This is a genomic window from Kitasatospora sp. NPDC059327 (assembly GCF_042752535.1).
Lineage (GTDB): Bacteria > Actinomycetota > Actinomycetes > Streptomycetales > Streptomycetaceae > Kitasatospora.
Genome location: NZ_JBHYYB010000037.1, coordinates 1 through 19259 on the forward strand (window position 1 = coordinate 1; position 19259 = coordinate 19259).

The following is a 19259-nucleotide window of genomic DNA, read 5'->3' on the forward strand; positions in this document are numbered from 1 at the left end:
GTCCGGGGGAGCTCCCGGACCGCCCCGCCGCCGCGTGTGCGCTACGGGACGTTGGCCTTCACCAGGCCGTTGAGGGCGGCGACCGGGTCGAGCGGGTTGGCGAACGACCCGCCGGGGACGGTCAGCTCGACGTTGGCCCCGCGCAGCGTGGTGGTGAGGCGGTAGCCGCCGTCGTCGAGCTTCTCGGACCACCAGGTGACGCCGTCGATGGTGGGGGAGATGTCCTTGGCGTGTTCGCCGTTCAGCTGCTCCGGCCGCTCCACGCCGCAGCGCAGCACGACGCGCGGCGAACTGGCCCAGGCGGCCACGTACGGGGAGGCGGGCGACGGATCCTTGCGGGCGTGGCCGAGCAGCTCCTGCGGCAGTGCCGCGGCCAGCGCCTGGCAGTACGTGGCGGCTCTGCCCGTGGGCGTCGGCACCTCGATCTTCGCGGGCGCGCCCCAGCTGCCGAGCAGTACCACGACGGTACAGCTCAGCGCCAGGGGCAGGGCGAGCCACCGGACGGGGGCGGGCAGGGCCGCCAGGAAGCGGGGGACGCGGGGTTCTCGGGCCACCCGGCGATGGTAACGGGGGCTTACAGGTGGACCACCGGACAGGTGAGGGTGCGGGTGATGCCCTCGACCTGTTGGACCTTGGCCACCACCAGGCGACCGAGGTCGTCCACGGTCTCGGCCTCGGCCCGCACGATCACGTCGTACGGGCCGGTGACGTCCTCGGCCTGGAGGACTCCGGGGATCCCGGCGATGGACCGGGCCACGGAGGTGGCCTTGCCGACCTCGGTCTGGATCAGGATGTATGCCTGTACCACGGGGGGACCTCCCGGCGGCTGGGTACGGGGGACGGCGCCGTGCTCGCCCGTTCGGGCGTCGGGGGTGGGGAACGGGCTCACCGGCATTCCGATCACCACGCTACCGCGCAGCGGGCCGGGGAGGGGAGACTTCGGCACCTCCGGAGGGCGTACGCTGCGCGCGGGGGACCGGGGGCGCACGAGTTCTGATTCCGATGGAAACGCGAGAGGACGGCAGATGCAGGGGACCGTGGGCGAGCTCGGCGAGTTCGGACTCATCAGGGAGCTGACGGCCCGGGTACCGCTCACCGACGCGGTCGACCTCGGTCCGGGGGACGACGCCGCGGTGGTGAAGGCACCGGACGGCCGGGTGGTCGCCACCACGGACGTCCTAATCGAGAACCGGCACTTCCGCCGGGACTGGTCGACCGCCTACGACGTGGGCCGCAAGGCCGCCGCCCAGAACCTCGCCGACGTGGCCGCGATGGGCGCGGTGCCCACCGCGATCCTGCTCGGCCTGGTCGCCCCCGCCGATCTGCCCACCACCTGGGCCACCGAGCTGATGGACGGGCTGCGCGACGAGTGCCAGGTGGCCGGCGCCACGGTGGTCGGCGGCGATGTGGTGCGCGGCGATGTCATCACCCTCGCCATCACGGCGCTCGGTGACCTCCAGGGGCGCGCGCCCGTGACGCGCTCCGGGGCCCAGGTGGGCGACGTGGTCGCGGTCACCGGCTGGCTCGGCTGGTCCGCCGCAGGGCTGACCGTGCTGCAGCGCGGCTTCCGCTCGCCGCGGGCCTTCGTCGAGGCGCACCGCCGGCCCGAGCCGCCGTACCACGCGGGCCCGGCCGGGGCCGAGTTGGGCGCCACCGCGATGGTCGACGTCAGTGACGGACTGGTGGCCGACCTCGGCCACGTCGCCCGGGCCAGCGCGATGGACATCGACCTGCGGGCCGCGGACTTCGACGTCCCGGCTCAGATGGCCGACATCGGCCAGGCGGTCGGGGTGGACCCGCTGGTCTGGGTGCTCTCCGGCGGTGAGGACCACGCGATCGTGGCGACCTTCCCGCGCGGTGTCCAACTCCCGGCCCGCTGGCGCGTGGTGGGTGAGGTGACCGGCCGGGCCCGGCCGTCGCGCGGCGGCCGGGTGACGGTGGACGGCGAGCCCTGGGACCGGGTCGGCGGCTGGGACCACTTCGCCGAGTGACCGGTACGCCGGTCGCCGCGACGGGTGGGTGACGGTCGGACACGGGTGACGCGGGTGACGCTCCGGACGAGCGGCGCACCGGTCCGGGCGGGTGGACCGCGTAGGCTTGCGCTCGATCGGGCCCACCCGCCCCCAGGCGTGGGTGGTCTGAACCACTGCGGAGCGGGAGAGCACAGCCACCATGCGCATCGGTGTCCTGACCAGCGGCGGCGACTGCCCCGGACTCAACGCGGTGATCCGCTCCGTGGTGCACCGGGGGACCGATGTGCACGGCGACGAGATCGTCGGCATCGAGGACGGCTTCCTCGGCCTGATCGAGGGCCGCACCCGGCCGATCTCGCACGACGACGTCACCGGTCTGCTGACCCTCGGCGGCACCATCCTGGGCTCGGCCCGGGTGCAGCGGGACCGGATCGCCTGGGCGGTGGAGAACGCGCAGACCCTCGCCCGGGACATCGGCATCGAGGCGCTGATCGCGATCGGCGGCGAGGGCACGCTGACCGCCGCCAAGATGTTCAGCGACGCCGGGCTGCCGGTGGTCGGTGTGCCGAAGACCATCGACAACGACATCGACGCGACCGACGTCACCTTCGGGTTCGACACCGCGGTGCACGTCGCGACCGACGCGATCGACCGGCTGAAGACCACCGCCGAATCACACCAGCGCGTGATGGTGGTGGAGTTGATGGGCCGGCACACCGGCTGGATCACCCTCACCGCCGGGATGGCGGGGGGCGCCCACGGCATCCTGATCCCGGAGAAGCCCTTCGACATCGAGGGGGTGGCCCGGATGGTCGAGGACCGCTTCTCCCGGGGCAAGAAGTTCGCGATCATCGCCGTCGCCGAGGGCGCGGCCCCGCTGCCCGGCACGATGCGCTTCGACCACGGCGACGTCGACCAGTTCGGCCACCGGACGTTCGGCGGGATCGGCAACCGGCTGGCCAACGAGCTGGAGAACCTGCTCGGCAAGGAGGCCCGGCCGGTCATCCTCGGTCACACCCAGCGCGGCGGCACCCCCACCGCCCGGGACCGGGTGCTCGCCACCCGCTTCGGCTGGCACGCGGTGGAGGCCGTCCACAAGGGCGCCTTCGGCCACTTCACCGCGCTGCGCGGCAACGACATCGCGCTGGTGCCGGTCGCCGAGGCGGTCACCCAGCTCAAGACCGTGCCGCAGGACCGCTGGGCGGAATCCGAAGCGGTGCTCTGAGGCGGCGCGGGTAGGTTGGGTCCCATGTCCCTCCCGTCCTCCGCCCCCGTTCCCGGCGGCCGCCTCCCGGCCGGCCCCTCCTCCGCACCCCCGCGGGTGCTCACCGTCGCCGGATCCGACTCCGGCGGCGGCGCCGGCATCCAGGCCGACCTCAAGGCGATGCTGGCCCTCGGCGTGCACGGCATGAGCGTGATCACCGCCGTCACCGCGCAGAACTCGCTCGGCGTCCAGGGGTACTGGGAGCTGCCGGCCGAGGCCGTCCGGGCCCAGTTCCGCAGTGTGGTGGACGACATCGGGGTCCAGGCCGTGAAGACCGGCATGCTCGCCTCGATCGAGCTGGTCGAGACCGTCTCCGAGCTGCTGGCCGGGGTCGGGGCCCCGGTGGTGGTCGACCCCGTCGGCGTCTCCAAGCACGGCGACGCGCTGCTGGCCGCCGAGGCCGTCGCCACCGTCCGGGAGAAGCTGCTGCCGGTCGCCACCCTCGCCACGCCCAACCTGCACGAGGTGACGCAGCTCACCGGGCGCACCGTCGAGGACGAGGCCCAGATGCTCGACGCGGCGAAGGCCCTGCACGACCTCGGGCCGCGCTGGGTCCTGGTCAAGGGCGGGCACCTGGAGGGCGAGGCCGCCGACCTGCTGTACGGCGGGCCGGGGGAGGAACACTGGTACCGCGCGCCCCGCTACGACAACCGGCACACCCACGGCACCGGCTGCACGCTGGCCAGCGCCATCGCCGCCCAGCTGGCCAAGGGCGAGCCGCTGCCCGCGGCGGTGGCCTCGGCGAAGGCCTACATCACCGGCGCGATCGCCGGCGGGTTCGCGCTCGGGGCCGGCATCGGCCCGGTGGACCACGCCTGGCGCTGGCGCTGAGCGGTCCCGGCCGGAAACGACCACGGGCGGGCCCGAGGGCCCGCCCGTGGCGGCTCCGAGCACGCTCGGAGGAACCGGCCGGTCCGAGAAACAGGAAGCCGGTCCACCCGAGGATGGACCGGCTTCCTGGAGGACCGGCTTACCGGTCTGCGCGTCAGCGCGAGACCTTACCGGCCTTGATGCACGAGGTGCAGACGTTGAGCCGCTTCGGCGTCCGCCCAATCACAGCGCGCACCGTCTGAATGTTGGGGTTCCAACGACGGGGGGTACGGCGGTGAGAGTGGGAGATGCTGTTGCCGAAGCCCGGCCCCTTGCCGCAGACGTCGCAGTTGGCAGCCACAGGAGTCACTCCAAGACTTCAGATCATTTACGTTCGAAACCCCGCCAACCCACCGGAGCACTCACGTGAACCAGATCAGATCAATGGGGTGAGCCTGGACTGTTCCAGGCAACCGGAAGAGCATACAACGCTTGCTTCCGTTCAACGAAACTACCACGTCTGCGCAGGTGATCGCTGCGCTCGCCGCTTCCGGCGGCCGCCCCCGGCCCCCGATAACCTGCCGGTACCACCCCTCGCCGCTGCCCTGACCGTGTCGCCGCCCGTCAGGCCATCACGGCGTCCCACCCGGAGGAGACCTGGTGCTGACCACGCTCGACGCCCCGGCCGTGCGCAGCTGGTGCCAGCTGGCCCTGCGCGCGCTCGGCCAGGCCCGCGAGGAGATCGACGCACTCAACGTCTACCCCGTCCCGGACGGCGACACCGGCACCAACCTCTATCTGACCGTCGAGTCGGCCGCCGCCGCCGTGGAGAGCCGCTTCACCGACCCGGCGGGCGGCCCGGCCCCCGGGCTGGCCGAGACCGCCCGGGCGATGGCCAGGGGCGCGCTGGTCGGCGCCCGGGGCAACTCCGGCGTGATCCTCGCCCAGTGGCTGCGCGGCACCGCTGAGCAGCTGGCCCGCGGCGGTGGCGCCGACCAGCTGCGGGCCGCCCTCCAGCAGGCCGCCGACTCCGCCTACCAGGCGGTCGCCGAACCCGTCGAGGGCACCCTGCTGACCGTCGCCCGGGTGGCGGCCCGGGAGGCGACCCGGGCCGGTGACGGGCTCGCCCAGGTCGCCGACACCGCCTACCGGGCGGCCCGGGACGCGCTGCGGCACACCCCCGAACAGCTCGCCGTCCTGGCCGAGGCCGGTGTGGTGGACGCCGGCGGACGCGGCCTGGTCGCCGTCCTCGGGGCGCTCGCCGACGCCGTGGCCGGCCACCAGCCGATGGGTCCGGTCGCGCTGCGCGGTGACGTCCGGCCGGTCGAGAGCTTCGAGGGCCCGCCCGTCGGCCACCGCCGCCCGCCCTCCGGCGCGCGGTGCGAGACCCCCCATCTGCGGCCGGCCGGTCCGGGACACCCCGCCTTCGAGGTGATCTACCTGCTGGACGCCCCGGACGAGGCGCTGCCCGCCCTGCGCGAGCGGCTCGCCGCACTGGGCGACTCGCTGGTGGTCGGTGGCGGCGACGGCCTCTGGAACGTCCATGTGCACGTGGACGACGCGGGGGCCGCCGTGGAGGCCGGGCTGGGGGCCGGGCGACCGCACCGGATCCGGATCACCCACTTCGCCGAGGCCGCCGCCCGGTCCGGCACCGCCGACGACCGGGGCGAGCGGGAGGAGCGGACCAGGGCGGTGCTCTCGGTGGTCTCCGGCGCGGGCCTGGCCGAGCTCTGCGAGCAGGCCGGCGCCGTCGTCCTGCACGCCGACCCGGACCGGCCCCCGGCCAGCGCCGAACTCGCCGCCGCCGTCCGCCGGGCGGGTGCCCGTGAGGTCGTCCTGCTGCTCAACGACCCCGAGCTGCGGGCCGCCGCGGGCGCCGCCGCCGCCCAGCTGCGCGAGGAGGGCGTGCGGATCGCCGTCCTGCCCACCCGCTCGCCGGTCCAGGGCCTGGCCGCGCTCGCCGTGCACGAGGCCGGCCGGCGCTTCGACGAGGACGTGGTCGCCATGACCTCCGCGGCCGGTGCCACCCGGTACGCCGAGCTCGCCGTCGCCGAGGGGGAGTCCTGGACGATGGCCGGGGTCTGCCAGGCCGGGGACGTGCTCGGCCTGATCGACGGGGACGTGGTGGTGATCGGCACCGGGCCGGCCGAGGTCGGGACGAGCGTGCTCGACCGGATGCTCGGCGCGGGCGGCGAACTCGTCACCCTGATCCTCGGCGAGGGCGTGGACGAGGAGCTGGCCGAGCGGCTGGTCGCGCACGCCCGGCACCGGCGGCCGGAGGTCGACGCGGTGGTCTTCCGCGGCGGCCAGGAGTCCGCGCCGCTGCTCATCGGCGTGGAGTAGCGGGCGGGCGGGCGGGTGGTGCGGTGGCGTCGGCCGGGCGCGGTGGGCGGCGCCGGGCCGCGGGTGGCGCCCGGAATGTCGGTCCGGTGGTGTAAACAAGGGCCTGATGGGCGCTCTCGATGAACCACTGACCAAGCTCGTCGGCGACCGTACCGCCAAGGTGCTCGCCGACAGCCTCAAGCTGCGCACGGTCGGGGACCTGCTGCACCACTATCCGCGGCGCTACGTCGAGCGGGGCCAGCTCACCAGCCTGGACGAGCTGGAGATCGACGAGCACGTCACCGTGCTGGCCCGGATCGAGAAGGTCACCCTGATCCCGTTCCGCGGCCGCAAGGGGGACCGCCTGGAGGTGGTCGTCACCGACGGCCGCAGCCGGCTCTCGCTGGTCTTCTTCAACCAGGGCTGGCGGCAGAAGGAGCTCAGGACGGGCGCCCAGGGCCTGTTCGCGGGCAAGGTCGGCGTCTTCAACCGCAGCCGCCAGCTGGTCTCGCCGGACTACCAACTGCTCGACGAGGACGCCGGATCGGACGCCGCCCGGCAGTTCGCCGGCCGGCTGATCCCGGTCTACGGCGCCAGCGCCCAGATGCCCAGCTGGAAGCTGTCCATCTGCGTCGAGACCGCGCTCGCCAAGCACCTGGACGACGTCGGCGAACCGCTGCCGGCGGAGCTGCGCGAGCGGCACGACCTGATCCCGCTCCCCGAGGCGCTGGAGCTGATCCACCGGCCGCGCGGCCAGGCCGACCGCGAGCGCGCCCAGAGCCGGCTCCGCTGGGACGAGGCCTTCGTCCTCCAGGTCGCGCTCGCGCGCCGCCGGGCCGCCGACTCGGCGCTGCCGGCCAAGCCGCGCCGGGCCCGCGAGGGCGGACTGCTGGACGCCTTCGACGCCCGGCTCCCCTTCACCCTCACCGACGGCCAGCTCAAGGTCGCCGCCGAGATCTTCGCCGACCTGGCCACCGAGCACCCGATGCACCGGCTGCTCCAGGGCGAGGTCGGCTCGGGCAAGACGCTCGTCGCGCTGCGCGCGATGCTCGCCGTGGTCGACGCGGGCGGCCAGGCCGTCCTGCTGGCGCCCACCGAGGTCCTGGCGCAGCAGCACCACCGGTCGATCGTCGAGATGATGGGGGACCTGGCCGAGGGCGGCCTGCTGGGCGGCTCGGACCTCGGTACCCGGGTGGTGCTGCTGACCGGTTCGATGGGCGTCCCGGCCCGCCGGCAGGCGATGCTGGACATGGCCTGCGGGGACGCGGGCATCGCGATCGGCACCCACGCGCTGATCGAGGACAAGGTGCAGTTCCAGGACCTCGGCCTGGTCGTGGTGGACGAGCAGCACCGCTTCGGCGTCGAGCAGCGGGACGCGCTGCGGGCCAAGGGTGAGCAGCCGCCGCACCTGCTGGTGATGACGGCCACCCCGATCCCGCGCACCGTCGCGATGACCGTCTTCGGGGATCTGGAGACCTCGGTGCTGGACCAGCTGCCGGCCGGCCGTTCGCCGATCTCCACCCATGTCGTCCCGGCCCTGGAGAAGCCCAACTTCCTGGCCCGGGCCTGGGAGCGGGTCCGCGAGGAGGTGGCCAAGGGCCACCAGGCCTACGTGGTCTGCCCCCGGATCGGGGACGAGGACCCGGCTGACCCCAAGAAGAAGCGCAGGTCCGCACCGGCCGAGGACCTGGAGGACCTCACCGGCGCGGAGGCGGGCGCGGGCGCCGCGAGCGACGAGCGGCGCCCCCCGCTGTCGGTCGTCGAGACCGCCGAGCAGCTGGTGAAGGGCCCGCTGGCCGGGCTGCGGGTGGAGATCCTGCACGGCCGGCTCGCGCCCGACGCCAAGGACGAGGTGATGCGCCGGTTCGCGGCCGGCGGGGTGGACGTCCTGGTGGCGACCACGGTGATCGAGGTGGGCGTCAACGTCCCCAACTCCACCGCGATGGTGATCATGGACGCCGACCGCTTCGGCGTCTCCCAGCTGCACCAGCTGCGCGGCCGGGTCGGGCGCGGCAGCGCGGCCGGGCTCTGCCTGCTGGTCAGCGACATGCCGGCGGGCAGCGCCGCCCGGGCCAGGCTGGAGGCGGTGGCCGGCACCCTGGACGGCTTCGAGCTGTCCCGGATCGACCTCGAACAGCGGCGCGAGGGCGATGTGCTGGGCCAGGCGCAGTCCGGGGTGAAGTCCTCGCTGAAGGTGCTTTCCGTCCTGGAGGACGAGGAGGTCATCGTGACGGCCCGGGCCGAGGCCACCCGACTGGTCGCCGAGGACCCGGGGCTGACCGCCCACCCGGACCTGCGCACCGCGTTGGAGAGCCTGCTCGACGCCGACCGCGCGGAGTACCTGGAGAAGGGCTGAACCCCTTCCCTGTCGGGAGCCCGGCCGGCGGGGTCGTCGGCCGGTCGATTGTCAGACCCCCGCGAGAGAATGTAGTTGTTCAGGGCGCGCCTCCAAGGTGCGTACCTGGCACGACACTTGGGGGTCCTGCCATGGCATTCCGTCATCTCAACGAGCTCCCGCTGGGCGACAAGGTCTTCCGGATCGAACTCGCCAGCGACGACGACCGCGAGGTCACCCTCACCCTCACCGGCTGGCGTGAGGGGGCGGCCGCCGCGCCGCTCGCCTCGGGCAAGCTCCGTCTGCCGGTCGAGGACGTCGCCTCGCTGCGGATCGCGCTCAACCGCGCGCTCCGGGCGCTGGCGATCGTCGCCGATGTCTCCGAGCCCATCCCCGACCGTGACGTACTGCGTGAGCTCTACCCCGGGCACGGCGCCCCCTGGGTGCCGCAGCACGAGGAGGAGCTGGTCCGGCGGTTCCACGACAGCGAGACCGTCGCCCGGATCGCCGCCCGCTTCGGCCGCACCCCCGACTCCGTCCGCACCAAGCTGCGCGAGCTCGGGCACGACCCGCGCCGCCCCGAGTACTGCCCGCCCGACGGCTGCCTCTCGTGGTCCCGCTACGCCTCGCCGGCGCTGCTCGGCGCGGCCGTCCCGGCGCGGCCGGCGGCGGACGCGAGCTGAACCGGTGCCCGCGGCCCCGGCGCCGGGGCCGCGGGCACCGGATCGCGCACCGGTCGGACGGTCGGCGCCCCGGGGTGTTCGCGGCCTCGGGGCGTCCCCGTCCCCCGGGGCCGTATAGCGTGGTCGGGCAGCGACGAAAGGACCTCCCACCACCATGACCCGCGTCATCGCCGGGGCGGCCGGCGGCCGCCGGCTGGCCGTACCGCCCGGCCGCAGCACCCGCCCGACCTCCGACAAGGCCCGCGAGGCGATGTTCTCCACCCTGGAGGCGCTGCGCGGCACCCTGCACGGGGCCCGGATGCTGGACCTGTTCGGCGGATCGGGCGCGGTCGGCCTGGAGGCGCTGTCCCGCGGCGCCGAGCACGTCCTGCTGGTCGAGGCCGACGGTCAGGCGGCCCGGGTGATCCGGGACAACGTCCGGACGATCGACCTGCCCGGCGCGGTGGTGGTGGCCTCCCGGGCCGAGAAGGTGATCGCCGGGCCGCCCCCGGAGACCCCGTACGACCTGGTCTTCCTCGATCCGCCCTACGTCGTCACCGACGACGAGCTGCGCGAGATGCTGATCACACTCCTGGCCGGGGGCTGGCTCGCGGCCGACGCACTCGTCACCGTGGAGCGCAGCACCCGAGGCGGCGAGTTCGGCTGGCCCGAGGGCTTCGAGGTGCTGCGCTCGCGCCGCTACGGCGAGGGCACGCTCTGGTACGGTCGCGCCGCCGCCGAGGCCCGCCCACACTCGTAGCGGGCCGAGGCCCGCAGGACCCGTCACCCCACGAGGGAGCATCCACGCCATGCGCCGCGCCGTCTGCCCCGGATCGTTCGACCCGATCACCAACGGTCATCTCGACATCATCGAGCGGGCCTCGAAGCTCTACGACGTGGTGCATGTCGCGGTCGCGATCAACCGGAACAAGCAGGGCATGTTCACCATCGACGAGCGGATCGCGCTGATCGAGGAGACCACCGCCAAGTACGGGAACATCGTGGTCGAGTCGCACCTCGGCCTGCTGGTGGACTTCTGCCGGGAGCGCGGCATCCCGGCGATCGTCAAGGGCCTGCGCGCCGTCAGCGACTTCGACTACGAGCTGCAGATGGCCCAGATGAACCACGGGCTGACCGGCGTCGAGACGCTGTTCCTGCCGACCTCGCCGACGTACAGCTTCCTGTCGTCGACGCTGGTCAAGGAGGTCGCCTCGTACGGCGGCGATGTCTCGCACCTGCTGCCGGAGACGGTGCACCGTCGGCTGGTCGAGCGGATCGCGCAGCGCAAGGCCGAGGCCCGGTAGCGGGCCGGCCGGTCCTCGGACCGGTCCGTTTCTGCCGATTCGTCACCACTTGTCGCCGGTCCGGTCCGATGGGCCGGTCCGGGCGTTGTGACCTCGCCCCGCAGTGGCCGTAAAGTCTGTGTTCCTGCCCTGCGGTGACGTCCACCGCGCCGGGCCTGCCTCCGCCGGACCGTCGGCGGCACACGGAAAGACGAAGCCCCGTGGACGTGCAGAACAAGGTCGACGAGATCGTCGCGGCCGTCGAGAACGCCCGCTCGATGCCGATGTCGGCCTCCTGTGTGGTGAACCGGGCCGAGCTGGTCGGTCTGCTCCAGGACCTCCGGGCCGCGCTGCCCGCCGAGCTGGCCCACGCCCAGTCGGTGATGGCCGACCACGAGCAGGTGGTCGCCGGTGCCGAGGCCGAGGCCGAGCGGATCATCCAGGGCGCGCACGCCGAGCGGGGCTCGCTGATCTCCGACACCGAGGTGGTCCGCCGGGCCCAGGCCGAGGCGGACCGGATCCTCTCCGAGGCGCGGGCCGAGGTCGAGACCAAGCGCGCCGAGGCCGACGACTACGTGGACAGCAAGCTCGCCAACTTCGAGGTCGTGCTCACCAAGACGCTCGGCGCGGTCGGCCGCGGCCGGACCAAGCTGCGCGGCGACTCCAGCGTCTTCGAGACCGGCTACGAGGGCGAGGGCGACGGCGAGGAGTTCCGGCCGCAGCCGCGGATCACCCCGAGCCCCGAGGTCGACGAGTACGTCGATGTGAAGCTCGCCACCCTGGAGAACGTCCTCAGCGCGACCCTGGAGGCGGTCGGCAAGGGCCGCGACAAGCTGCTCGGCAAGGCCCCGATCGACGAGCTGGGCGCCTACCTGGCCGCCGCCGACGAGGCCCAGCAGGCCAAGAACCGCGCCGAGGCGGTCGCGGCGGGCTTCGCCGCCGACCCCGACGGCGAGGAGGTGCCGTGGTACCGCGAGGAGGTGCCGCAGCAGCAGACCTGGCCGGAGCAGACCCCGGCCGCGGCCGGCTGGCAGGCCCCCGGCGCGGACCAGTACGCCGCCGCGCAGCAGCCGGGCGGGCAGTACGCCGAGGTCTACGGCGGCGGTTTCGACCCGGCGGGCCAGAGCGACCCGTACGGCGGCCAGTACGGGTACGGACAGCAGCAGCCGCAGCAGCCGCAGGGCTACCCGGTCGCGCAGGAGCAGAACGGCTACGGCTATCCGCAGCCGCAGCAGGGGTACACGGCGCAGCAGTACGACGCCTACGGCTACCCGCAGCAGCCCGCCAACCCGCCGGCCGTCGCCCAGCAGCACCAGCAGCAGCCCGGCCTGGACGAGACCAGCTTCTTCGACACCAGCATGATCGACATGACCAGGCTCCGGGAGCTCGGCGGCCGCTGAGCCCGGTCGCCGGCCGGGACCGAAGTTGGGCCTGGCCAAAGACTCCGGTAGTCTGACCACTCCGGCCTCTCCGTGCCGGACCCGTCGGTCTGCCCGCGCATCGTCCGGTGAGCAGCACCGCGCATCAGTTTTCTCAGGAAGTCAGGACACCTTGAACCGCCTCGACCACCGCGACCCCCTCGTGTTCGACACGCACGAGCTCGGACGTCGCCCGGGCTCGCTGCGCAAGGTGTCCCGCACCCTGGAGGCCCCCGAGGGCCTCGGGATCATTGATGTGATCGGCGTCCCGGAGAAGAGCGAGCTGCGGTTGGAGCTCCGCCTGGAGTCGGTGGTCGAGGGCGTGCTGGTGACCGGCACCGCCGAGGCCCTGATCGAGGGCGAGTGCGTCCGGTGCCTTGAGCCCGTCGAGGACGACATCGACGTGGACTTCCAGGAGCTGTACTACTACCCGGAGTCCGACGAGCGCCACCGCGCCCGGACCGCCGGGACCGAGGACCTCGACGAGGACTCGGAAGAAGAGACTTACCGTCTGGAGGGCGATTTCTTCGACCTCCAGCCGGTGCTGCGTGACGCGGTGGTGCTCGCACTGCCGCTGCAGCCGGTGTGCCAGGAAGACTGCCTGGGCCTGTGCTCCGAATGCGGAGCGCGCCTGAGCGACGACCCGACGCACCACCACGACGCCGCCGACCCCAGGTGGGCGGCACTGCAGGGACTCTCCGCCACCCCCGGCGACGAGGCCCGCGGCGAAGTCGCTGATCGGCGGCGGGGAATCAAGCACAGCGACACCCGTGAGGGTGCCGCCGAGAACCAGGAGAAGTAGCCGTGGCTGTTCCGAAGCGGAAGATGTCGCGCAGCAACACGCGCCACCGCCGTTCCAACTGGAAGGCCGTCGTTCCGGCCCTCGTGGCGTGCGACAGCTGCCACGAGCCGAAGCTCGGCCACATCGCGTGCCCGAGCTGCGGCACGTACAACCGTCGCCAGGTCCTCTCGGTCTGATCGGCGGGGTGTACGGATCGATGTCGGACAGTAACTCTTCCCGCAAGGCGACCATCGCCCCGAAGGCCACTTCGGGCGGCGGAAAGGCCGGCGGGCCGGCTTCGACCGAATACGACGTCCTGGAAGGGCGCCTCGGGTACACGCTCGAGCGCGCCCTTCTGGTGCGTGCCCTGACCCACCGCTCGTTCGCGTACGAGAACGGTGGGCTGCCCACCAACGAGCGCCTGGAGTTCCTCGGCGACTCGGTGCTGGGCCTGGTGGTGACCGACACCCTCTACCGCGTCCACCCGGACGTCCCGGAGGGCACGCTCGCCAAACTGCGCGCCGCGGTGGTCAACTCCCGCGCGCTCGCGGACGTCGGCCGGGGCCTGGAGCTCGGGACGTTCATCCGCCTCGGCAAGGGCGAGGAGGGTACCGGCGGTCGCGACAAGTCGTCGATCCTCGCCGACACCGTCGAGGCCGTGATCGGCGCCGTCTACCTGGACCAGGGTCTGGACGCGGCCACCGAGTTCGTCCACCGCCTGTTCGACCCGCTGATCGAGGAGTCCTCTCAGCTGGGCGCCGGCCTGGACTGGAAGACCAGCCTCCAGGAACTCACCGCCTCGGTGGGCATCGGAGTGCCGGAGTACGTGGTCGAGGAGTCCGGTCCGGACCACGAGAAGACCTTCACCGCCGCGGCCCGGGTGGCCGGCGAGGACTTCGGCAGCGGCGTCGGCCGCTCGAAGAAGGAAGCCGAGCAGAAGGCCGCGGAGAGCGCCTGGCGGGCGATCAAGGAGAAGTACGCCGACCGCCTGCCCGCCGGCACCTGAGCACGCAGTAGCCTTCCTCCTGCAGATCCCTGTCGCAGGAGGCTTGTTCCCGTGCCCGAACTCCCCGAGGTAGAGGTCGTCCGCCGAGGTCTGGCGAACTGGGTCGCCGGGCGGACCGTCGCCGGCGTCGACGTGCTGCACCCGCGCGCCGTGCGCCGCCAGGCGGGCGGGCCGGCCGACTTCGCCGCCCGGCTGACCGGCACCACGCTCGGCTCCGCGCAGCGCCGCGGCAAGTACCTCTGGGTGCCGCTCTCCGGCGCCGCCGACGGTCCGCCGGCCGGCGGGTTCTCGCTGATCGGCCACCTCGGGATGAGCGGCCAACTCCTCGTCCAGGACCCGTCGGTGCCCGACGAGAAGCACCTGCGGGTGCGCCTGCGGTTCACCGACGGCGGCCGCGAGCTGCGCTTCGTCGACCAGCGGACCTTCGGCGGGCTGGCCGTCGAGGAGGCCGAGGAGGGTGACCCGGAGGGCACGCCGCTCTCCATCGCGCACATCGCCCGGGACCCGCTCGATCCGCGCTTCGACGACGCCGCGTTCGTGGCCTCGCTGCGGGCCCGGCGCACCACGGTCAAGCGGGCGCTGCTGGACCAGACCCTGATCAGCGGGGTCGGCAACATCTACGCGGACGAGGCGCTCTGGCGCTCCAGGCTGCACTACGACCGCCCGACCGGCTCGCTCACCCGCCCGCAGGCGGCCGTTCTGCTGGCCCACGCGCGGGACGTGATGACGGCCGCCCTCGCCGTCGGCGGTACCAGCTTCGACAGCCTCTACGTCAATGTGAACGGCGAGAGCGGCTACTTCTCCCGGGACCTCGACGCCTACGGCCGCGAGGACGAGCCCTGCCGTCGGTGCGGCACCCCGATCCGCCGCGCCGCCTGGATGAACCGCTCCAGCTACTTCTGCCCCCGCTGCCAGCGCGTGCCGCGGGCGCGCGACGGGCGCTGAGGCCCGCCGGATCCGGCGGCGCCGAGGCCCGCCGGATCCGGTCCGGCGGGCGCGCGCCGTGGCTAACGCTTGGTGAGTTCGGGTTGCGGGTGGTCCGACCCGGCCGGGCCGTGGGTGTCCTGGCCGAAGTAGGCGACGCCGACCGCCGAGACCACGGCCAGCAGGAAGCCCACCCCGCCGAGCCAGGCCAGGCCGTCCTTGGAGGAGTCGCCGAGCCAGATGACGCCGACGGCCCCGGGCAGCACCGTCTCACCGACCACCAGGGCGGCGGTCGCGCCGTTCACCGAGCCGATCTGCAGGGCGACGGTGTGCACGTACATCCCGCCGATGCCGCCGACCAGGATCGCGTACAGGGCCGGGTCGGAGAGCAGCGCGCCGAGCTCGAAGGGCTGGACGCCGTTGAGGATCCGCACGCCGACGCCGAGCGCGCCGAAGCCGAGCCCGGAGAGCAGACCGGCGACGATCGCGCCGTTGGCGCCCATCCGCCGCACCAGCAGGCCGCCGCCGACCAGCAGCACGGTGGTGATCAGCAGCAGCCACCAGTGGAAGGAGATCGGCGCGTGGTGGCCGCCCTCCGGTCCGGCGGAGACGGCCAGCAGCACCAGCGCCGAGCAGAGCACGCCGATCGACGCCCACTCCAACTGCTTGAGCCGGATGCCGAGCAGCTTGATGCTCAGCACCGCGGTGATCACCAGGTTGGCGCTGATGATGGTCTGGGAGAGGAACAGCGGCAGCAGTCGCGCGGCCAGCGCTCCCAGGCCGAAACCGATGAAGTCGAGGACCGTGCCCAGGATGAACTCCCAGGTGACGGCGGCCTTCGCGGTGGAGGAGAGGCTGGGCCCGCCGTGCGCGGTGGTCCCGGCCGAGGTGCCCCCGGCGGCGGCCTCCTCCCGGGCGGAGCGACGTGATCCGACGGCCTGCAGGACCGAACCGGTGCCGTAGCAGGCGGAGGCCGCCACGGCGGTGACGAGGCCGATGAACACCCAGTTGCTCCGATCGGGAGAAGAGGTCAAGAGGAGGTAGGGGACCCAGGTACGGCCACCACTATGCCTGGTCGCGGGATGGGAGCCGGTCGCCCGGCTGCTGCCCGGCGACCGCTCGGCGGGCAGCCGTGGTCCTGCCGTGGGCCTGCCGGGACGGACGACCGGGCCGGCGGCCGGGTTCCCGCGGCGGCCGGTCTCGGGGGCGACCCGGGGAAACATCATCCCCGAGGAGGGCGGCGACCCCGGCGGACGGTGGGGGTGCGCGGGCCCACCCGTACGCGAAGGGGATGCCGCCGCGGCGGGCCCGGCGGGGTAGCGTCGATGACATGAGAACCCTTGCTCGACGACGATCCCGGAGCACCGGGGCATCGGCCCTGGTGGCGATGGTGCTCGGGCTGCTGCTCGTGCTGGCCCCGGCGGCCTCCGCGGCGGGCGGGCTGGACGACGCCGCCGCCGCGCTCAAGCAGGGCCAGGTGTACGTCGACCCGGCGATGACCGGCCGGTTCAGTCAGAGCCAGGCCGACGCCCTGACGGCGAAGATCCGCAAGGCCGACAAGCCGATCTTCATCGCGGTGGTCCCGGCGACCGACGCCTACGGCGCGAGCACGGTGATCCCGGACCTGCGCACCAAGGTCGGCATCACCGGCGTCTACGGCATCTGGCGGGGTGACCAGTTCCAGGCCCGCTCCGACAAGGCCGCGCTGCCGACCGCGAGCGCCGAGCGGATCGCGGGCGCGTCCCTGCGCTCGCACCCCGGCGACATCGGCGCGACCCTGAACGACTTCGTCGACACCGCCGCCCCCCAGGTCAAGGGCCACGGGGTGAACAGCGACTCCGGCGGCATCTCGACGGCGGCGGTGGTCGTCCCGCTGGCCCTGCTGGCGCTGGCCGGCACCGGCGTCTTCCTGCTCTTCCGCCGTTCCAGGAAGCGCAAGGAGGAGCAGCGCCGGGCCGAACTGGCCCAGCTGCGCCGGGTGGTGGACGAGGACATCACCGCCTTCGGCGAGGAGCTGGACCGGCTCGACTTCAGCCCGGGCGCCCCGGACGCCGACGACGTCCAGCGCGCCGACTACACGCACGCCCTCGACTCCTACGAGCGGGCCAAGCGCAGCATGGACGAGGCCAAGGGACCGGAGGACGTCAAACCGGTCACCGAGGCACTGGAGGACGGCCGGTTCGCCCTGGCCACGCTGGACGCCCGGCGGACGAAGCGGCCGGTGCCGGAGCGGCGTCCGCCGTGCTTCTTCGACCCGCGGCACGGCCCGTCCGTCCAGGACGCGGACTGGGCCCCGGCGGGTGGCGCGGCGCGGACCGTCCCGGTCTGCCGGGCGGACGCCGACCGGCTGGCCACCGGGCAGGACCCGGAGATCCGGACGGTGCCGACCGAGCACGGCCCGCAGCCGTACTGGAACGCCGGCCCGGCGTACGGCCCGTGGGCGGGCGGCTACTTCGGGGGCTTCGGCGGCGGCGGCCTGCTGCCGGGCCTGCTGGTCGGCACGATGCTCGGCTCGATGATGAGCTCCCCGGCCTACGGGTACGACGGTGGCGGCGGCTACGACGGCGGCTCCGGGTACGAGGGCGGCGACTTCTCCGGTGGTGACTTCGACTCCGGTGACTTCGGCGGGGGCTTCGACGGCGGCGGCGGTTTCGACGGGGGTGGCGGCGGGGGCGACTTCGGCGGGGGCTTCTGACCTCGCCGTCGCGACGACCGGGCCCGCGGTCCCGCCGGTGAACGGCGGGGCCGCGGTGCTGTGCGCGGTGCTGTGCGCGGGGCCGGGCCGTAGGGGCACGGCCGGTCGCGGCGAAGCGGGTGGTGCGGCGACGGGGGTGGCGCGGCGCTCCGCGGGTGGGCCCGCACCGATTGGGTTTGAGAACGCAACCCTGTGTGGCAGGCTGGCGGTGTGACCTCCCCCACGCCTTCGACCCCGCCCGCCCTCCCCGGCCGGCCCTGCTCGATCGCCGCCGCGCTCCACGTGGTCGGCGAGAAGTGGGCCCTGCTCGCCGTCCGCGAGCTGTTCTACGGCAACCACCGCTTCGACCGGATCGCCCGCAACACCGGCGCCCCGCGCGACCGGCTCACCGCCCGGCTGCGCGCGCTGGAGGAGGCCGGCGTGGTCGAGCGCCGCGCCTACAGCGAGCGGCCGCCGCGCTACGAGTACCACCTGACCGAGGCCGGCCGCGATCTCGCCCCGCTCACCCAGGCGCTGCTCGGCTGGGGCGACCGCTGGCTGCTCCCCGAGCCGCCGGTGAGCTTCGAGCACGCCCCCGGCGGGCACGAGCCGCACCCCTACGACCCGGCCTGGGTCTGCCGCACCTGCGGTGAGGAGGGCCGGCGCGCGGACCTCCAGGTGGAGATCCACAGTCCGGGCTGGACCGTGGACGGCCCGACGGCGCCGTAGCGCGGGCCGTGATCCGGCCGGATAGGGTCGGGTCCATGCACGGTCGCGACGCACACAGCGAGGAGCCGGTCCGGGTGACCGCCTGGGTGCGGGGCAAGGTCCAGCAGGTCGGCTTCCGCTGGTGGACCAGGGCCAGGGCGTTGGAGATCGGCCTGACCGGCTACGCGAGCAACCTCGGCGACGGCCGGGTCCAGGTGGTGGCCGAGGGGCTCGCCGCGGACTGCGAGCACCTGCTGGCCCTGCTGCGCGGTCCGGACACGCCCGGCGGCGTCACCGGTGTGACGGAGATCTGGACGGCCGTCGGCACCGGCTACCCGGGGTTCGAGATCCGCTGAGCGGGGTGCCGCCGGCGGTGGCTCTCCGGTCGCGGTCCGATCCCGTGAAACGATCGGCGGCCCTCGGTGTCATGCGGTTGCCATCTGGGCAGACTCGTGGTTGACTCCGCATCGAACGATGATCCACGAGCACCTGGTGGACCGGCCCGAGGCCGCCCGGCGTGACGACACCGCCAGGCAGGTGACAGGGGCGCGGTAGCGTGCGGTGATCGTGTTGACCCTTTCCGTCTTTGGTGAGACGCTGGAAACCCGCGCACACGACCGCGTTTATCCGGTAGGCGCACGCCCTCGTGAGCCCAGCTCACGGTGGTTGTGCCGTAGTGCCCAGCCAGCACTGCCGGTGGCGCGCCGCGCGTGCGTCCCCCTTCCCCCTAGACCTGTACCGTTCCGGTTCGGTCACTCAGCGTGGAGGACCATTCATCATGGCAAAGGCGCTTCTCGGGTACGTCGGCGGCCCCGACCCGCGAATGCTCTCCGAGATGCGACGGCTTCAGCAGCGCGTCCAGGATCTTGAGTCCGAGCTTCTTCGGATGCAGGCTGAGAACGACGCGCTCACCGCTGTCGCTGACGAGCACTCGCTGCTCAACAGCATCGATCTGGATCAGCGGGAGCCGGCTCTCACCTGAGTCCCGCCCGGTCCTCGCAGATCGACGCCGTTGTGCACTGAGCCGCCCCGATAAGGGACGCAGCTTGCAAGGGACGCCCTGTGTGGCGTCCCTTCGTCGTGTCCGGACGCCGTTGCC

At 73.4% G+C, this 19259-nt stretch carries 21 protein-coding genes; 17 read left to right on the plus strand and 4 right to left on the minus strand.

The window, feature by feature from the left end; all coding sequences use genetic code 11:
* Positions 1 to 41: 41 nt before the first annotated feature.
* Together ACFXHB_RS22570 and ACFXHB_RS22575 are read right to left on the minus strand one after the other, a co-directional pair.
* Positions 42 to 554, minus strand: coding sequence for a DUF3515 domain-containing protein (locus ACFXHB_RS22570; protein ID WP_380576395.1), 513 nt, complete (start codon positions 552 to 554; stop codon positions 42 to 44).
* 20 nt (positions 555 to 574) lie between these two features.
* Positions 575 to 808, minus strand: coding sequence for an Lrp/AsnC family transcriptional regulator (locus ACFXHB_RS22575; RefSeq protein ID WP_380576452.1), 234 nt, complete (start codon positions 806 to 808; stop codon positions 575 to 577).
* A gap of 217 nt (positions 809 to 1025) precedes the next feature.
* Between ACFXHB_RS22575 and ACFXHB_RS22580 the strand changes: the two genes are divergently transcribed.
* From ACFXHB_RS22580 to thiD, 3 genes are all read left to right on the plus strand, one after another.
* Positions 1026 to 1991, plus strand: a complete 966-nt coding sequence (locus ACFXHB_RS22580) for a thiamine-phosphate kinase (protein ID WP_380576396.1) — start codon at positions 1026 to 1028, stop codon at positions 1989 to 1991.
* A 181-nt stretch (positions 1992 to 2172) separates the two neighbouring features.
* The gene (locus tag ACFXHB_RS22585; RefSeq protein ID WP_380576397.1) at positions 2173 to 3198 is read left to right on the plus strand and encodes a 6-phosphofructokinase; all 1026 of its coding nucleotides are present in this window, start codon (positions 2173 to 2175) and stop codon (positions 3196 to 3198) included.
* Between the two features lie 24 nt (positions 3199 to 3222).
* The gene (gene thiD, locus ACFXHB_RS22590) at positions 3223 to 4068 is read left to right on the plus strand and encodes a bifunctional hydroxymethylpyrimidine kinase/phosphomethylpyrimidine kinase (protein WP_380576398.1); all 846 of its coding nucleotides are present in this window, start codon (positions 3223 to 3225) and stop codon (positions 4066 to 4068) included.
* A gap of 154 nt (positions 4069 to 4222) precedes the next feature.
* Here thiD and rpmB read toward each other — a convergent pair whose 3' ends face one another.
* Positions 4223 to 4408: a 50S ribosomal protein L28 gene (rpmB, locus tag ACFXHB_RS22595; RefSeq protein WP_014138233.1), complete on the minus strand. Its 186-nt coding sequence runs from the start codon at positions 4406 to 4408 to the stop codon at positions 4223 to 4225.
* 299 nt (positions 4409 to 4707) lie between these two features.
* On the opposite strand from rpmB, the gene ACFXHB_RS22600 reads away from it, so the two are divergent.
* From ACFXHB_RS22600 to mutM, 10 genes are all read left to right on the plus strand, one after another.
* Positions 4708 to 6390, plus strand: coding sequence for a DAK2 domain-containing protein (locus tag ACFXHB_RS22600; RefSeq protein ID WP_380576399.1), 1683 nt, complete (start codon positions 4708 to 4710; stop codon positions 6388 to 6390).
* 106 nt (positions 6391 to 6496) lie between these two features.
* On the plus strand, positions 6497 to 8725 hold the full coding sequence (gene recG / locus ACFXHB_RS22605; protein WP_380576400.1) for an ATP-dependent DNA helicase RecG: 2229 nt from the start codon (positions 6497 to 6499) through the stop codon (positions 8723 to 8725).
* Between the two features lie 131 nt (positions 8726 to 8856).
* On the plus strand, positions 8857 to 9387 hold the full coding sequence (locus ACFXHB_RS22610) for a hypothetical protein (protein ID WP_380576401.1): 531 nt from the start codon (positions 8857 to 8859) through the stop codon (positions 9385 to 9387).
* A gap of 154 nt (positions 9388 to 9541) precedes the next feature.
* The gene (gene rsmD / locus ACFXHB_RS22615; RefSeq protein ID WP_380576402.1) at positions 9542 to 10126 is read left to right on the plus strand and encodes a 16S rRNA (guanine(966)-N(2))-methyltransferase RsmD; all 585 of its coding nucleotides are present in this window, start codon (positions 9542 to 9544) and stop codon (positions 10124 to 10126) included.
* Positions 10127 to 10175: 49 nt separating this feature from the next.
* The gene (gene coaD / locus ACFXHB_RS22620; protein WP_380576403.1) at positions 10176 to 10670 is read left to right on the plus strand and encodes a pantetheine-phosphate adenylyltransferase; all 495 of its coding nucleotides are present in this window, start codon (positions 10176 to 10178) and stop codon (positions 10668 to 10670) included.
* Positions 10671 to 10870: 200 nt separating this feature from the next.
* Positions 10871 to 12049: a cell division initiation protein gene (locus ACFXHB_RS22625; protein WP_380576404.1), complete on the plus strand. Its 1179-nt coding sequence runs from the start codon at positions 10871 to 10873 to the stop codon at positions 12047 to 12049.
* A gap of 151 nt (positions 12050 to 12200) precedes the next feature.
* Entirely contained in the window at positions 12201 to 12869 is a 669-nt protein-coding gene (locus ACFXHB_RS22630; RefSeq protein WP_380576405.1) for a YceD family protein, read from the plus strand.
* Between the two features lie 2 nt (positions 12870 to 12871).
* Complete coding sequence (gene rpmF, locus ACFXHB_RS22635; RefSeq protein ID WP_188303282.1) at positions 12872 to 13045, plus strand: 50S ribosomal protein L32; 174 nt, start codon at positions 12872 to 12874, stop codon at positions 13043 to 13045.
* A gap of 20 nt (positions 13046 to 13065) precedes the next feature.
* Positions 13066 to 13854 (plus strand): ribonuclease III, encoded by a 789-nt coding sequence (rnc, locus tag ACFXHB_RS22640; RefSeq protein WP_380576406.1) that lies wholly within the window; start codon positions 13066 to 13068, stop codon positions 13852 to 13854.
* 51 nt (positions 13855 to 13905) lie between these two features.
* Positions 13906 to 14799 carry a bifunctional DNA-formamidopyrimidine glycosylase/DNA-(apurinic or apyrimidinic site) lyase gene (mutM, locus tag ACFXHB_RS22645; RefSeq protein WP_380576407.1) on the plus strand — a complete coding sequence of 298 codons (894 nt, stop codon included), beginning with the start codon at positions 13906 to 13908 and terminating at the stop codon, positions 14797 to 14799.
* Positions 14800 to 14861: 62 nt separating this feature from the next.
* Here the strand turns inward: mutM and ACFXHB_RS22650 are convergent, their stop codons facing one another.
* The gene (locus tag ACFXHB_RS22650; protein WP_380576453.1) at positions 14862 to 15782 is read right to left on the minus strand and encodes a hypothetical protein; all 921 of its coding nucleotides are present in this window, start codon (positions 15780 to 15782) and stop codon (positions 14862 to 14864) included.
* 326 nt (positions 15783 to 16108) lie between these two features.
* On the opposite strand from ACFXHB_RS22650, the gene ACFXHB_RS22655 reads away from it, so the two are divergent.
* The 4 genes from ACFXHB_RS22655 (at position 16109) to ACFXHB_RS22670 (ending at position 19142) form a co-directional block, all read left to right on the plus strand.
* A complete protein-coding gene (locus tag ACFXHB_RS22655) occupies positions 16109 to 17473 on the plus strand; it encodes a hypothetical protein (RefSeq protein WP_380576408.1) in 1365 nt (454 codons plus the stop codon).
* A 210-nt stretch (positions 17474 to 17683) separates the two neighbouring features.
* A complete protein-coding gene (locus ACFXHB_RS22660; protein ID WP_380576409.1) occupies positions 17684 to 18181 on the plus strand; it encodes a winged helix-turn-helix transcriptional regulator in 498 nt (165 codons plus the stop codon).
* A gap of 35 nt (positions 18182 to 18216) precedes the next feature.
* Positions 18217 to 18516 (plus strand): acylphosphatase, encoded by a 300-nt coding sequence (locus ACFXHB_RS22665; protein ID WP_380576410.1) that lies wholly within the window; start codon positions 18217 to 18219, stop codon positions 18514 to 18516.
* Positions 18517 to 18938: 422 nt separating this feature from the next.
* A complete protein-coding gene (locus ACFXHB_RS22670; RefSeq protein ID WP_030243474.1) occupies positions 18939 to 19142 on the plus strand; it encodes a hypothetical protein in 204 nt (67 codons plus the stop codon).
* Positions 19143 to 19259: the final 117 nt, after the last annotated feature.

Coding starts and splice junctions, on each gene's coding strand:
- ACFXHB_RS22580 (WP_380576396.1), top strand. CDS start 1,026: ATGCAGGGGACCGTGGGCGAGCTCGGCGAGTTCGGACTCATCAGGGAG.
- ACFXHB_RS22585 (WP_380576397.1), top strand. CDS start 2,173: ATGCGCATCGGTGTCCTGACCAGCGGCGGCGACTGCCCCGGACTCAAC.
- thiD (WP_380576398.1), top strand. CDS start 3,223: ATGTCCCTCCCGTCCTCCGCCCCCGTTCCCGGCGGCCGCCTCCCGGCC.
- recG (WP_380576400.1), top strand. CDS start 6,497: ATGGGCGCTCTCGATGAACCACTGACCAAGCTCGTCGGCGACCGTACC.
- ACFXHB_RS22610 (WP_380576401.1), top strand. CDS start 8,857: ATGGCATTCCGTCATCTCAACGAGCTCCCGCTGGGCGACAAGGTCTTC.
- rsmD (WP_380576402.1), top strand. CDS start 9,542: ATGACCCGCGTCATCGCCGGGGCGGCCGGCGGCCGCCGGCTGGCCGTA.
- coaD (WP_380576403.1), top strand. CDS start 10,176: ATGCGCCGCGCCGTCTGCCCCGGATCGTTCGACCCGATCACCAACGGT.
- rnc (WP_380576406.1), top strand. CDS start 13,066: ATGTCGGACAGTAACTCTTCCCGCAAGGCGACCATCGCCCCGAAGGCC.
- ACFXHB_RS22655 (WP_380576408.1), top strand. CDS start 16,109: ATGAGAACCCTTGCTCGACGACGATCCCGGAGCACCGGGGCATCGGCC.
- ACFXHB_RS22665 (WP_380576410.1), top strand. CDS start 18,217: ATGCACGGTCGCGACGCACACAGCGAGGAGCCGGTCCGGGTGACCGCC.
- ACFXHB_RS22670 (WP_030243474.1), top strand. CDS start 18,939: ATGGCAAAGGCGCTTCTCGGGTACGTCGGCGGCCCCGACCCGCGAATG.